Source organism: Streptomyces kronopolitis (genome assembly GCF_050953795.1).
GTDB classification, from domain to species: Bacteria; Actinomycetota; Actinomycetes; order Streptomycetales; family Streptomycetaceae; genus Streptomyces; species Streptomyces kronopolitis_A.
Genome location: NZ_CP191850.1, coordinates 7,169,477 through 7,182,753, shown reverse-complemented (window position 1 = coordinate 7,182,753; position 13,277 = coordinate 7,169,477). Strand labels below are relative to the sequence as shown.

12 protein-coding genes are annotated in these 13,277 nt (G+C 73.4%); 8 read left to right on the top strand and 4 right to left on the bottom strand.

From position 1 onward, the window contains the following. Positions 1-13: 13 nt before the first annotated feature. Together murJ and ligD are read right to left on the bottom strand one after the other, a co-directional pair. Positions 14-1,774: a murein biosynthesis integral membrane protein MurJ gene (gene murJ / locus ACQP17_RS31690; RefSeq protein WP_433859373.1), complete on the bottom strand. Its 1,761-nt coding sequence runs from the start codon at positions 1,772-1,774 to the stop codon at positions 14-16. Between the two features lie 9 nt (positions 1,775-1,783). Further along, positions 1,784-2,731: a non-homologous end-joining DNA ligase gene (ligD, locus tag ACQP17_RS31685; RefSeq protein ID WP_433859372.1), complete on the bottom strand. Its 948-nt coding sequence runs from the start codon at positions 2,729-2,731 to the stop codon at positions 1,784-1,786. Between the two features lie 30 nt (positions 2,732-2,761). Here ligD and ACQP17_RS31680 point away from each other — a divergent pair, with 30 nt between their 5' ends. The 3 genes from ACQP17_RS31680 to ACQP17_RS31670 all read left to right on the top strand — a co-directional run bounded on the left by ACQP17_RS31680 (position 2,762) and on the right by ACQP17_RS31670 (position 5,691). Continuing rightward, the gene (locus ACQP17_RS31680; protein ID WP_433859371.1) at positions 2,762-3,874 is read left to right on the top strand and encodes a Ku protein; all 1,113 of its coding nucleotides are present in this window, start codon (positions 2,762-2,764) and stop codon (positions 3,872-3,874) included. Positions 3,875-3,989: 115 nt separating this feature from the next. Next, positions 3,990-5,249, top strand: coding sequence for an MFS transporter (locus tag ACQP17_RS31675; protein WP_433859370.1), 1,260 nt, complete (start codon positions 3,990-3,992; stop codon positions 5,247-5,249). A 67-nt stretch (positions 5,250-5,316) separates the two neighbouring features. Next, positions 5,317-5,691 (top strand): RNA-binding S4 domain-containing protein, encoded by a 375-nt coding sequence (locus ACQP17_RS31670; RefSeq protein WP_433859369.1) that lies wholly within the window; start codon positions 5,317-5,319, stop codon positions 5,689-5,691. 25 nt (positions 5,692-5,716) lie between these two features. On the opposite strand, the gene ACQP17_RS31665 is transcribed toward ACQP17_RS31670, so the two are convergent. Further along, positions 5,717-6,142, bottom strand: a complete 426-nt coding sequence (locus ACQP17_RS31665; protein ID WP_433859368.1) for a YchJ family protein — start codon at positions 6,140-6,142, stop codon at positions 5,717-5,719. Between the two features lie 195 nt (positions 6,143-6,337). On the opposite strand from ACQP17_RS31665, the gene ACQP17_RS31660 reads away from it, so the two are divergent. Both ACQP17_RS31660 and ACQP17_RS31655 read left to right on the top strand, forming a co-directional pair. After that, complete coding sequence (locus ACQP17_RS31660; RefSeq protein WP_006601706.1) at positions 6,338-6,532, top strand: hypothetical protein; 195 nt, start codon at positions 6,338-6,340, stop codon at positions 6,530-6,532. Positions 6,533-6,714: 182 nt separating this feature from the next. Continuing rightward, positions 6,715-8,541, top strand: coding sequence for a hypothetical protein (locus tag ACQP17_RS31655; RefSeq protein WP_433859367.1), 1,827 nt, complete (start codon positions 6,715-6,717; stop codon positions 8,539-8,541). 35 nt (positions 8,542-8,576) lie between these two features. Here ACQP17_RS31655 and ACQP17_RS31650 read toward each other — a convergent pair whose 3' ends face one another. Next, a complete protein-coding gene (locus tag ACQP17_RS31650) occupies positions 8,577-10,082 on the bottom strand; it encodes a PLP-dependent aminotransferase family protein (protein ID WP_433859366.1) in 1,506 nt (501 codons plus the stop codon). Between the two features lie 194 nt (positions 10,083-10,276). Here ACQP17_RS31650 and ACQP17_RS31645 point away from each other — a divergent pair, with 194 nt between their 5' ends. From ACQP17_RS31645 to ACQP17_RS31635, 3 genes are all read left to right on the top strand, one after another. Further along, positions 10,277-10,867: a YczE/YyaS/YitT family protein gene (locus ACQP17_RS31645; RefSeq protein WP_433860060.1), complete on the top strand. Its 591-nt coding sequence runs from the start codon at positions 10,277-10,279 to the stop codon at positions 10,865-10,867. Beyond that, positions 10,864-11,664, top strand: a complete 801-nt coding sequence (locus ACQP17_RS31640; RefSeq protein ID WP_433859365.1) for a glycerophosphodiester phosphodiesterase — start codon at positions 10,864-10,866, stop codon at positions 11,662-11,664. The genes ACQP17_RS31645 and ACQP17_RS31640 overlap by 4 nt, the downstream gene beginning before the upstream one ends. Before the next feature lie 82 nt (positions 11,665-11,746). Next, on the top strand, positions 11,747-13,135 hold the full coding sequence (locus ACQP17_RS31635) for an MFS transporter (RefSeq protein WP_433859364.1): 1,389 nt from the start codon (positions 11,747-11,749) through the stop codon (positions 13,133-13,135). The last annotated feature ends 142 nt before the right edge of the window (positions 13,136-13,277 follow it).

The window sequence follows — 13,277 nt, the reverse complement described above, 5'->3', positions numbered from 1 at the left end:
GGCCGCGCCCCCGTCAGCGCAGACCGGGGATGCTGCGCAGCTCGGCGATCTTCAGCACGCGGGCCAGGAGCACGAAGGCCGGCGCCATGGTGAGGGCGCCGGCGGCCAGGGCCGGCACGGCGGTCCAGCCCGCCGGGACGGGCACACCGGAGCCGGCCCCGGCCGCGAGCCGGCCCAGCACGCCGGCCACGGCCGCGGCCAGCGCCAGCTTGCCGTAGGTGCGGCACAGCCGCCGGCCGTCGAGGCGTCCGTCGAGCCGGCGGCGCAGCAGCACCGCGGTGAACAGCAGCCCCGCCCCGTAGGCGACGGCGTAGGCCGCGGCCATCCCGATGACCGCCCACCGGGTGGGCAGCCACAGGTGACAGGCCGCGGCCAGGCCGATGTTGACGACGGCGATGCACAGCGCCGCCCGGAACGGCGTACGGGTGTCCTCGAACGCGTAGAAGCCGCGCAGCAGCAGGTACTGGGCGGAGAACGGGATCAGGCCGAGCCCGAAGGCCTGGAGCATCTGCCCGGCGGGCACGGCCGACGCCGCGTCCACGGCGCCGTGCGCGAACAGGAGTTGGGCGGTCTGCGGGCCGAGCGCGACGAAGAAGAAGGCGGCCGGGACGATGAGGACCCCGCTGATCCGCAGCCCGCGGGAGAGATCGGCGCGCATGTCGTCCAGGCGGCGTTCGGCGACCGCCCGGCTCATCCGGGGCAGCAGCGCGGTCACCAGCGAGACGGTGACGATCGACTGCGGCAGCATCCAGATGCTCTGGACGTAGTTGTAGGCGGTGTACCCGACACCCCCGGTGGGGCTCTGCTGGTCGGCGGCGCCGGCGAAGTGGGTGACGACGGTCATCGCGGCGAGGTTGGCGAGCACCAGCAGCAGCGTCCACCGGGCGGCCCCGACGCTCTTGCGCAGACCGCTGCCGCGCCAGTCGAAGCGCGGACGGAAGCGGAAGCCGGCGGCGCGGACGAAGGGGATCAGCGCGAGCGCCTGTACGGCGATCCCGCACGTGGTGACGGTGCCCAGGAAGTCGACCTGGCCCGGAGTGATGTCCTCGATCCGGTCCGGGCCCGCGAGCAGGCCGAGGTAGAGGCCGAACATCGTGATCAGCACGACGTTGTTGAGCACCGGTGTCCACATCATCGCGCCGAACTTGTGTCGGGCGTTGAGGACTTGGCCGAGGATGAAGAACAGTCCGTAGAAGAAGATCTGCGGCAGCAGGAAGCGGGCGAAGACCACGGTGAGCGCGAAGGCGGCGTGATTCCCGGGAGTGTCGCTCGTGTAGACGGCGACGATCTGCGGGGCCGCCCAGACCGACAGCACGGTGCCGGCCACGAGGACGCTCAGGACCAGGGTGACCAGGCGCTGTTCAAAGGCGCGGCCGCCGTCGGGATGCTCGGCCCTGGCCCGGACCAGCTGCGGCACCAGCACCGAATTGAGCGCGCCGCCGATCATCAGCGTGTAGACGCTCATCGGGATGACGTTGGCCATGTTGTACGTGGTGGCGAGCAGTCCGGTACCGAGCGCGCCGGCCTGCAGCACCAGGCGGATCAGCCCGGTGGCCCGGGAGACCACGGTCCCCGCCGCCATCAGGAGCGAGGAGCGCCGCAGCCCCGCGCCCGTGTCCCCGTCCGCCCCGGTGGCCGCGCCCTCGTCTCCGCCGGGCACCGTTCCGTCGCCGGATATCTCCTCGTCCGCCGGGCGGCCCCCCGAGTGGTCCGGCAGACGCAGCGGCAGTGTGTCGTGCGATGGCTGTGGTGTGTGTGACGTCCCGTCCAACATGCCGCCAATCTACGGGGATTGGCGGCCGGGTCCGGTCCGGCGGGACGCGGACCGCGCACCGGACGGTGTCACGGCGGGCAGCGGGCGGGCGCGGTCCGGGTCGAGCAGCGGGGCGAACAGGTCGCCGTGGCGGTCGAGGCGGGGGCCGATCTCGTCGAAGAGGAAGGTGAGTTGGCGGGGGTCGGTGCAGTCGGCGATCTCGTCCCAGGTGACCGGGGCGGAGACGGTGGGGGTCTCGCGGGCCCGCAGGGTGTAGGCGGCTGCGGTGGTCTTGGCGGCGGCGTTCTGGGAGAAGTCGAGGAAGACCTTGCCGGGCCGCAGCGTCTTGGTCATCTTGTGCACGACCAGGTCCGGGAGGGCCGCCGCCGCCTCGACGGCGAGCGCCTTGGCGTAGGCGGTGGTCCGCTCGGCCGGGGTGGGCTCGACGGGCACGAGAAGGTGCAGGCCCTTGGCCCCGCTGGTCTTGGCGTGGACGTCCAGACCGTCGGCCGCCAGCCGCTCGTGCAGCCACCGCGCCACCGCACAGCACTCCACGAGGGTGGCCGGGGCGCCGGGATCGAGGTCGAGGACGAGCCGGTCGGCGAGGCCCGGCGCCCGGGACGTCCACTGCGGGGTGTGCAGCTCGACGATCAGGTTCGCGGCCCAGACCAGCGAGGGGAGGTCCTGCAGCAGGACCTGGCGGGTGGGCCCGGACGTCGAATGGGGGACCTCGCACGTCTTCACCCAGGAGGGTGTGCCGGGGGGCACGTTCTTGGTGAAAAAGCGCTGGCCGTCGGGCCCGTCGGGGTAGCGCAGGAAGGACAGCGGCCGGTCGCGGAGGTGGCTGAGCAGCGGCTCTGCGGTGGTGGTGCAGTAGTGCAGCACCTCACCCTTGGTGGTGCCGGTCCCCGGATAGAGGACCTTGTCCAGGTTGGTCAGCGAGAGGCGCCGCCCCTCCACGACCGTGATCGGCGACATACCATGAGAATCCCACACAAGGGATGAAAGATGCGCTCTATCTGGAATGGGTCGATATCGTTTGGCCTGGTCACCATCCCGGTGAAGACCTACAGCGCCACCGACCGCACCTCGTCGGTCTCCTTCGTGCGCATTCACGAGAAGGACGGTGCGCCGGTCCAGTACCGCAAGATCTGTGAGCTGGACGGCGAGGAGGTCCCGAACGAGGAGGTCGGCAAGGGCTATCAGCCGCCCGGCGACGACACCATCGTGCCGATCACCGACGACGACCTGTCCCGGCTGCCGATGCCGACCGCCAAGACGCTGTCGATCCTGTCGTTCGTCGACCCCACCGGGATCGACCCGCTCCAGATGGACAAGTCCTACTACCTGGCGCCCAACGGGGCAGCCGCCGCCAAGCCGTACACGCTGCTGCGCCAGGCGCTGGAACACCACCGGAAGGTCGCGATCGGCAAGGTGGCGATGCGCGGGCGGGAGTCGCTGGCGATGCTGCGGGCGCACGCCGGGGCGCTGGTGATGCATCAGCTGCTGTGGCCGGACCAGGTCCGGCCCGCCACCGATGTGGTGCCCGACGACGTCGAGATCCGCGAGAACGAGATGACGCTGGCCGAAACCCTCATGGACTCCCTGGGCGAGCTGGATCCCGCCGAACTCCATGACGACTACCGCGAGGCCGTCGAGGAGCTGGTCGCCGCCAAGCTGGAGGGCGAGGAGCCCGCCGCGCCCGCGTCCGCCCCGTCCGGTGCCCAGGTCATCGATCTGACGGCGGCCCTGGAGAAGAGCGTGCAGGCGGCCCGGGGCGGGGACGGCGGCCCGACGGCGAAGCCGGCCTCCGTGACACCCCTGCGGGGGCGGAAGGCCACGAAGAAGAGCACGGCGGGCTCGGGCACCGCCAAGAAGAGCGGGACGACGAAGCAGCCCACGGCCCACGCCTCCGGCGCCCCCGCGAAGAAAACCCCCGCGAAGAAGACCGCGGCGAAGAAGACCGCGGCGGCGAAGTCCTCGACCGCGTCGAAGAGCACCGCGAAGAAGCCCACCGCGAAATCCACGGCGGAGAAGTCCACCGCCAAGACGGCCACCGCGCAGAAGACCGCGGCCCGGAAGACCACCGCCAAGAAGACGGGCCGGCGCTCGTCCGCTTAGCGGCTCGCCCGCTCGGGGGCGGTCCGGCGGATCCCGTTTGCCCTCGCCCTCCCTTCCTCGCTTAGATGCCGGTGGTCGACGCCGACGGTCCGGTGCGGCGAGGGGGACGGTGGGTATGGCGGGCAGGCGGGCGCTGGGGCGTCGATTCGGGTGGCTGTGGGCGGCGTACGCGGTCAGCTCGTACGGCACGGGACTCGGCTTCGGGGCGTTGCCGCTGCTCGCGGTGCTGGTGCTGCACTGCGGCCCGGCCCAGGTGGCGGCCCTGGCCGCCACGGGGCGGGCGGTGGGAGCGCTGGTCGCGCTGCCGCTCGGCCCCTGGGTGGAGTTCCGCCGCAAGCGGCCGGTCATGGTGGCGATGGACCTGATCCGCTTCGTGGCCCTGCTGAGCGTCGCCGCCGCGTTCGCGCTCGGCCGGCTCGGCTTCGCCCAGCTCCTCCTGGTCTCGGTGGTCACGGCCACCGCCGACATCGCGTTCAAGGCGGCGAGCGGCGCGTACCTCAAGGCGCTCGTGCCGCCGGCGGACCTGCTCGTCGCGAACAGCCGGTTCGAGTCCACGACCTGGACCTCCACCACGATCGGACCGCCGCTCGGCGGGGCCGCGATCGCACTGTTCGGCCCGGTGACGACCGTGGTGGCCGACGCGGTCAGCTATCTGCTCTCGGCGCTGGGCCTCCGCGCCATCGGCGGCACGGAGCCGCTCCCCGAGCGCACCGGTGCCGCCCGGCTGCGCGCGGGCGACCTGCTGACGGGCTGGCGCCACATCCTCGGCCATGCCACGCTGCGCCCGCTGTTCCTCAACTCGATCGTGGTCAACGGCCTGATCATGGCGTCCCAGCCGCTGCTCGCCGTGCTGCTGCTGTCCCGCCTGGGGTTCGCGCCCTGGCAGTACGGTCTCGCGTTCGCGGCGCCCTGCGTCGGCGGACTGCTCGGCTCCCGCCTGGCGCACCCGCTCTCGGCGCGGTTCGGCCGGGACCGGGTGCTGCGCGCCTCCGGGGTGCTGCGCGCGTGCTGGCCGCTCGGCCTGGCGTTCGTCCGGCCCGGCGTCCCCGGGCTCGTCGTGATCATCGTCGTCCAGCTCGGCGTGGTGACCAGTTGCGGCGTGTTCAACCCTCTGCTGGCGACGTCCCGGCTCGACCACACCGCCCCCGACCGGGTCGCGCGCACCCTGGCCGCGTGGTCGATCAGCAGCAGCGCCGCCATCGCCACGGTGACCGCCCTGTGGGGTCTGCTGGCCGCCGCCAGCGGCCCCCGCGCCGCGATCGCCGCCGCCGGAGTCCTCCTCCTGGCCACCCCGTTGCTGCTCCCGCGCAGCGAGAAGGCGTCGCGCAACGCGCACACCGACAGTGGGGTCCACGAGGTCGTCGACCCCGTCTGAGGCCGCATCCGTGCGCGCGGCAGGCGTCGGGCCCCTCCCCCGCCGACCCGCGTTCTAGAGTCTGGGTATGGCTTCAGACGAGGGGACCACCCGCATCGACAGCTGGATCTGGTCCGTGCGACTCACCAAGACGCGCTCGCTGGCCGCGGCGGCCTGCCGCGCCGGGCACGTCCGGGTCAACGGGGAGCGGGTGAAGCCGGCGCACGGTGTCCACAACGGCGACGAGGTGAGGCTGCGGCACGCGGGCCGGGAGCGGATCGTGGTGGTCGCGCGGCAGGTGCGCAAGAGGGTGGGCGCGGCCATCGCCGCGGAGTGCTACGTCGACAACTCGCCGCCGGAGCCGCCGCGTGCGGAGGTCGCGGTGATCGCACACCGCGACCGCGGCACCGGGCGCCCCACCAAGCGCGAACGCCGCGAGATCGACGAGCTGCGCGGCCGCTGAGGGCGCGCCGGGTCCGGCATCGTTCCTAGGGGGTCATGGCGTCCAGATAGAGCCACCGGCCGTCCTCGCGGACGAAGCGGCTGTGCTCGTACTGGCTGTCGGCGTGGCCGTGCAGGGTGTAGTGCGCGCGGAATTCGACGGTGCCTTCGGTGTGGAAGGCGCTGCCGCCGCCGGTACCGAGGATCTCCAGTCCGGTCCACCGCTGTGCGGGGTCCAGGTCCAGACCGGCCGGGCGGGTCGTCGGGTGCCAGGTGCGCAGCAGGTATCCGGTGTCCCCGACGGCGAAGGCGCTGTACCGGGAGCGCATCAGGCGCTCGGGGGTCGGGGCGGTGGCGTGGCCCTGGTGGAAGGCGGCGCAGCAGTCGCCGTAGGTCGCGGCGCGTCCGCAGGGGCAGGCTGTGGAGGGGGTGACGGGAGCCGGGCGGCGGGGCGTGTTCTTCGGTTTCGGCACTCCACGATTGTGCCGGGTCGGCGGGGGCGGTTCGCGACACGCCGGGAATGCGCCGAAGTGAGCTACGCGAAAGCTGCGCCCATTTAGGGAATTTCAACGATAAATCACCCATTTGCAGCTTTTCGTGGCTTGATACGTCCTGTGAGGCTGGAAGAACTCATGGTGACCGTCCCCACCACCCAGGAGAGAACCCCCATGATTCTGTCCATTTCCGGCGTCGTCCTGCTCGGTGTCATCGTCTTCCTCTTCTTCCGCAAAGACGGCCTGAAGTTGTCCCACGCACTGGTCTCCGCGCTCTTCGGGTTCTACCTCGCCAGCTCCGCCATCGCGCCCAGCATCAAGGCGGGCGGCGCGAGCCTGGCCAACCTCCTCGGCGGGATCAAGATCTAGCGGCCCGTCCGGCGCTCCCGCCCGGAATTCCCGCCCGGTCCCCCGTCCGGCGCCACCCACCGGTCCCCCGCCCGGACGGGCCGCGCCCGCTCCCGTCCGGGCGGCTCCGCGTGCCGCACGTTCCCCGGCTCGCCGCCCACGCCGAGCCCCCGACGACCACCGCACGAGCAACAGGAGAAGACGTGGCCCGGCGCCCCCTGCCCCGCATCCTGACCAGCGGCCAGCCCCTGACCCGCATGGCCAACAGCGCCTCGCTCGCCCGCAGCCGCGAACTGGCGCGCACCGCCGCCGAGAGCGCCTCCGACGTGTTCCACCCGCTGATCGTCATCGGCCGGGGGCTGCGCCGGCTGGGCGCGGCCGGGCGCGGGCGCTGGATCGCCACGCCCCGGGAGCACCGCGGCCCGACGGCGTTCTTCCTCGGGGCGTGCGTACTGGTCGTGTGCCTGGTGCCCTACGGGCCGCTGCTCGCCGTGATCACGCTGATGGGGGCGGGGGCCTGGGCCGGACGGGAGCGCACGCCCGTGGAGACCGGCCCCGGTGAGGCCGCGACCGAGCGGCTGCGGGCCCTGTACGAGGCCCTGGTGCCGTACCTCTGCGTGGACGGCGACCCCGCTCCCCTTTACGCGCCCGACGGCGACTGGGAGCGGGCCTTCCCCGAGTACGCCTTCGACGACGGCGGGCGGCTCGAACGGCTCCAGCTGAAGTACCCGGCGTACTTCACCGACGGCGAGGACGGGGCCCGGACCCGCATCGAGCAGGTGCTGTACGCCAAAGCCGGCCGCGGCCGGGAGTACCACTTCGCCTGGGACGAGCTGGCCAATCAGCTCACCCTGACCGCCATGGGCCCGCTGCCCACCGACATCGCCGCCCAGCGCTTCGTCACCTCGCCCGGCGAGCTGGTGCTCGGGTTCACCGACCCGGACTTCGTCCAGCGGACCCTGCCGGTCACCGCCGGGGCGGAGACCCGGGACGCGCCGCCGGTCGTCTGGCGTACCGGGCCGCGTTCGACCGAACCGCATCTGCTCGTCCTGGGGCAGCCGGGGACAGGCGGTACGACACTGCTGCGCTCGCTCGCGCTCCAGGCGCTGGCGCACGGCGATGTGCTGGTCATCGACGGCGGCGGCACCGGCGAGTACGGGTGTCTGACCGGGCGCCGCGGCGTACTGGGCGTGGAGAGCGGGCTGGCGGGGGCGCTGGCGACGCTGGAGTGGGCCGCCCACGAGACCGAGCGGCGGCTGATCGCGGCGAACCGGGCCCGGCAGGCCGGCCGGCCCGCGCCGGAGGACACCCGCCGGCCGCTGTGGATCATCGCGGACCGTCCCACCGCGCTGACGCATATCGCGGCCGCGGAGGGCCGGGACGATCCGCAGCAGTGGCTCCGGGCGCCGCTGCGGCACGGCCGGGCCGCCCAGGTCACGGTGGTCGTGGCCGAGCACTTCGAGAGCGCCGAGCTGCTGAGCGAGCCGGTGCGGGCGCACACCAAGGCCCGGGTGGTGCTCGGCCCGGCCACGGCGGAGGAGGTACGGGCGGTGCTCGGGGCGCCGCCGCACACCACTCCGGTCGCGCAGGTGCCGCCGGGACGCGGCTATGCGCGGCTGGGCACCGGCGCCGTGCTGCGGCTCCAGGTGCCGGCCACCCCCGATCCGCTCGACGACGCCACCGGCCAGGCGCACCGCGAGGCCGTTCTGGCGCTGCTGCCGAAGCGGACGCTTCCGGCCGAGGGGGCGGACCCGGCCGAGCCGGTGGGCGGCAAGAAGCCCGAGGACGCCCGCACGGTGGGCGCGGGCCGCAAGCCGGTGGACTTCCGCAAGGTGGACGCCCGCAGGTCCGCGGGCGGCGCCGGGGCGGAGCCGGCGGGCGGATCCGCCGGGGCCGAGGGGGCGCCGGGGGACGGGGAGAGCGGGGGCGCCGGCGAACCGGTCGGCGCGGCCGTGCGCACGGCCCACGGCAAGGGCGGCGAGCCCCGGGTGGTCAACGGATCGGCGGACGCGTCCCGGGCGGAGGGCTGAGACCCACCGCCGGACAGGCCCGGAGGGCCCGGCGGTCAGGCCACGAAGGCGTGCCGCGTCTCGGTCTCCACCGGCGCGCCCGTCGCGACCAGCCGTGCGGCGCCGGCCAGCCGGACCGCGGCCTCGTCAGCGACGGCGCCGCTGACCGTGAACGGCAGCCGCACGAAGCCCTCGAAGGCCCCGTCGACACCGAACCGCGGGCCGGAGGGCACCCGCACCCCGAGCCGCTCCCCCGCCTCGGCGATCCTGGAACCGGAGAGTCCGCCGGTGCGCGCCCAGAGCGTGAGGCCGCCGCGCGGCACGCTGAACTCCCAGTCGGGGAGGTGGCGCCGCAGCGCCCCCACGATCGCGTCGCGGTTCTCGCGGGCCTGGTCACGACGGATCTCGACGGCCTGCTCCCAGCCGCCGCCCTTCAGGAGCGAGGCGATGGCGAGCTGTTCGAGGACCGGTGAGCCCAGGTCGGAGTAGGCACGGGCGGCGACCAGGCTGCGGATGACATCGGGAGCGGCGCGCACCCAGCCGATCCGCATCCCGGCCCAGAACGCCTTGCTCGCCGAGCCCACGGTGATCACCGCGCTGCCCGCCGGGTCGAAGGAGCAGACCGGGCGCGGCGGCTCGGGGTCCTCGTCCAGCTGGAGTTCGGTCATGGTCTCGTCGACGACGAGCAGCGTGCCGGCCGACTTGGCGGCGTCGACCAGGCGGCGGCGCTGGTCGTCGGTGGCGAGGGTGCCGGTGGGGTTGTGGAAGTCGGCGACGACATAGGCCATCCGGGGCGCGGCATCGCGCATCACCTGGCGCCAGACGGGGAGGTCCCAGCCGGCCAGCCGCTCCCCGAGGGCGACCGGGACGAGCCGGGCGCCGGCGTCCCGCATCAGCTGGAGGATGTTGGCGTACGACGGGGAGTCGACGGCCACCCGCTCGCCGGGGCTCGTGCACAGCCGGCAGATCGCGGCCACCGCCCCCATCGCGCCCGTGGTCACCATGATCTGTTCGGGCATGGTGGGGATGCCGCGGGCGGTGTAGCGGTCGGCGAGGGCCTGGCGCAGGACCGGCAGACCGGCGGGGTAGTCGCCGTGGGTGTGGGCGTAGAGCGGGAGGTCGGCCATCGCGCCCTGGACGGCGCGGGTGAGCCAGGGCTCGGGGGCCGGGAGGGCGGCGCACCCGAGGTCGATCATGGATCCGGCGGCCTCCGGGGGCAGCGGTTCCAGGCCGCGGGTGGGCAGCGGGTTGCCCGCCGGGACGGCCGTCCAACTGCCCGAGCCACGCCGGGACTCCAGGAAGCCCTCGGCCCGCAGCGCCTCGTAGGCGGCGGCGACGGTGGTGCGGCTGACGCCGAAGGCCGCGGCGAGTTCCCGCTCGGCGGGCAGGCGGGCGGCGACCGGTATCCGGCCTTCCAGTACGAGCAGGCGCACCCGGTCGGCGAGGCTGCGATAGGCGGGCAACCGGCGCCCGCCGGCCGCGAGTTGGGCATCGCACGGGTCCTGCGACCGGAGCAGCCGGGCGAGTTGGGGCGCGCCTACCGCTGAAGTCCACTGAGCCATGAAGATCAGTCCACCTTCCCCGAATTGGCTCTACTTCCCGAGCCCGGACACGCCACATGGTGTCATGCGTCGGTCCAATCCTGCCAGGAGGGGGAAAAGTCATGTCCACGCCCAGAGGGTCCGGTCCGGGGAGGGCGCCCGTGACGCGTCGCCTCGTCCAGCTGTACACGGGGCTGCCGCTGTACGGCGTGAGCATGGGGCTGATGGTCCGCGCGAACCTGGGCCTGGAGCCCTGGAGCGTACTCAACCAGGGCATATCCCGGCATACGGGGCTGTCGATCGGCACCGTCACGATCGTGTCCGGCGCGCTGATCCTGCTGCTGTGGATCCCGCTGCGGCAGCGCCCCGGGCTGGGCACGGTGTCCAACGTGGTGATCCTCGGGCTGGTGATGGACGCGACGCTGGCCGTGACACCCGAGCTGTCGTCGCTGGGCGCGCGCATCCCGCTGCTGGCGTTCGCCGTCGTCCTCAACGGCGCCGCGACCGGCCTCTACATTTCGGCCCGATACGGACCGGGACCGCGCGACGGCCTGATGACCGGGCTGCACCAGCGCACCGGCCGCCCGGTACGACTGGTACGGACCTGCATCGAGATCACGGTGCTCGCGGTCGGCTTCGTGCTCGGCGGCTCTCTCGGGGTCGGCACGGTGGTCTACGCACTGGCCATCGGCCCGCTGGCGCAGTTCTTCCTCCGCCGCTTCGCGATCGGCGGCCTGCCCGGGGAACCGTCCCCGGTGGTGGCCCGCTCCAGGACGTCACCGGAGCACGCCATACTGCCCGAGTGACCTCTGCGATACGCCCCCGGCACGCCTATCTCGACCACCCCGCGCCGCTGCCCTTCGCCCACCGCGGCGGGGCGGCCGACGGCCTGGAGAACACCGCCGCCGCCTTCCGCCGGGCGGTCGCCCTCGGCTACCGCTACCTGGAGACCGATGTGCACGCCACATCGGACGGACGCCTCGTCGCCTTCCACGACGCCACACTCGACCGCGTCACCGACTCCCGGGGCGCCATCGCGGCACTCCCCTGGCAGGCGGTGCGCCGGGCCCGGGTGGCCGGCCGGGAGCCGCTGCCGCTCTTCGAGGAGCTGCTGGAGGAGTTCCCCGACGCGCGCTGGAACGTCGACCTCAAGGCGGAGGCCGCGCTGGAGCCGCTGCTCGGCCTGCTGCGCCGCACCGGCGCCTGGGACCGGGTGTGCGTCGGCTCGTTCTCGGAGGCCCGGGTGGCGCGGGCGCAGCGGCTGGCCGGCCGCCCGCTGGCCAGCTCGCTCGGCACCCGCGGCGTGGCCGGTCTGCGGCTGCGTTCTTACGGCAGCGGCCGGCTGCCGCTGGACCGGCTGCTGGGCGCGGCGGTGCGACGCAGCGCGGTCTGCGTCCAGGTCCCCGAGCGCCAATGGGGCATCCCGGTCGTCGATCCGCTGTTCCTGCGCGCCGCGCACGCCCTGGGCATGCAGGTCCACGTGTGGACGGTCAATGACGCGGATCGGATGACCGCCCTTCTCGACCTGGGCGTGGACGGCATCATGACCGACTGCGTCGAGACGCTGCGGACGGTGCTGACCGAGCGGGGGTGCTGGGTCTGAACGGGGTGCCGGGCGTGCGCGGAACCGTCGGATCCACTCGCCGCCGCCCCGCCGGCGGTCCGCCGCGGTGAACGGGGACGGGATGACGGGGGCGGGCGTGGAGGACACACGAGCGGTGGGCGGGGCCGTGGACGAGCCGGCCGCCCGGCGCCGCGAGCAACGCGGCTGGTACTGGTACGACTGGGCCAACAGCGTCTATTCGACGACCGTGCTGACCGTCTTCCTGGGGCCGTATCTGACCTCGGTGACGAGGGCCGCGGCGGACGCGGACGGCCTGGTGCACCCGCTGGGCATCCCGGTGCGCGCCGGCTCCTTCTACCCGTACACGGTGTCCCTGTCCCTGCTGCTGTCCGTACTGGCGATGCCGCTCGCCGGGGCCGTGGCCGACCGGACCGGCCGGAAGAAGCCGCTGCTGGGGTGCTGCGCCTATACGGGCGCGGCCGCGACGACGGGGATGTTCTTCCTCGGCGGCGACCGCTATCTGCTGGGCGGCGGGCTGCTGGTCCTCGCGAACGTGTCGTTCGTGGTGTCGACGATGCTCTACAACTCCTTCCTGCCGCAGATCGCGACCCCCGACGAGCGGGACGCGGTCTCGTCCCGGGGCTGGGCCTTCGGCTACGCGGCCGGGGCGCTGGTCCTGCTCGCCAACCTGGCGCTCTACGGCGCGCACGACTCCTTCGGCCTCTCCGCGGGCGCCGCGGTACGCATCTGCCTGGCCTCGGCGGGGCTGTGGTGGGGCGTGTTCTCCGTGATCCCGCTGCGCCGGCTGCGCGACCGCCGGACGGCGGCCACCGGGGCGCCCGGCGCGACGGCCGGCGGGGCCCCGCTCGGCCAGGGCTGGCGGCAGCTGGCCGAGACCCTGCGCGGGATGCGCCGCCACCCCCTCACCCTCTCCTTCCTGCTGGCCTATCTCGTCTACAACGACGGGGTGCAGACGGTGATCACCCAGGCGTCGGTGTACGGCTCGGAGGAACTGAAGCTGGGCCAGAGCACGCTGATCGTCGCCATCCTGCTGGTCCAGGTGCTGGCCGCGGCGGGCGCCCTGCTGATGGGCCGGCTCGCCCGGCGGTACGGCGCGCAGCGGACGATCCTGGGCTCCCTGGCCGCCTGGACGCTGACGGTCGCGGCCGGCTACGTCCTTCCGGCCCGGGCACCCGTGTGGTTCTTCGCGCTGGCCGCCGGCATCGGCCTGGTCCTGGGCGGCAGCCAGGCGCTGTCGCGCTCGCTGTTCTCGCAGCTGGTGCCGCGCGGCAGGGAGGCGGAGTACTTCTCCGCGTACGAGATCAGCGACCGGGGCGTGAGCTGGCTGGGGCCGTTGGTGTTCGGGGTGACCTACCAGCTCACCGGGAGCTACCGGGACGCCATCGTGTCCCTGGTGGCCTTCTTTTTGATCGGTTTTGTCCTGCTGGCGAGGGTGCCGGTGGGCCGGGCGATCGCGGCGGCCGGAAATCCCGTGCCTGACCGGATTTAGGCCCAGAGGCTGCGGGGCGGTAGTGTACGCCTTTGGCTCACCAGGCGGACCGTTACTGCGCGCTCAACCCTATGCAGCGCTGGGTGACATCTGCTGCCACATGTGACAAACCGGGCAATGGTGGGTACAACAAGGGGCGGCA

Coding starts and splice junctions, on each gene's coding strand:
- murJ (WP_433859373.1), bottom strand. CDS start 1,774: ATGTTGGACGGGACGTCACACACACCACAGCCATCGCACGACACACTG.
- ligD (WP_433859372.1), bottom strand. CDS start 2,731: ATGTCGCCGATCACGGTCGTGGAGGGGCGGCGCCTCTCGCTGACCAAC.
- ACQP17_RS31680 (WP_433859371.1), top strand. CDS start 2,762: ATGCGCTCTATCTGGAATGGGTCGATATCGTTTGGCCTGGTCACCATC.
- ACQP17_RS31675 (WP_433859370.1), top strand. CDS start 3,990: ATGGCGGGCAGGCGGGCGCTGGGGCGTCGATTCGGGTGGCTGTGGGCG.
- ACQP17_RS31670 (WP_433859369.1), top strand. CDS start 5,317: ATGGCTTCAGACGAGGGGACCACCCGCATCGACAGCTGGATCTGGTCC.
- ACQP17_RS31660 (WP_006601706.1), top strand. CDS start 6,338: ATGATTCTGTCCATTTCCGGCGTCGTCCTGCTCGGTGTCATCGTCTTC.
- ACQP17_RS31650 (WP_433859366.1), bottom strand. CDS start 10,082: ATGGCTCAGTGGACTTCAGCGGTAGGCGCGCCCCAACTCGCCCGGCTG.
- ACQP17_RS31645 (WP_433860060.1), top strand. CDS start 10,277: ATGGGGCTGATGGTCCGCGCGAACCTGGGCCTGGAGCCCTGGAGCGTA.
- ACQP17_RS31635 (WP_433859364.1), top strand. CDS start 11,747: ATGACGGGGGCGGGCGTGGAGGACACACGAGCGGTGGGCGGGGCCGTG.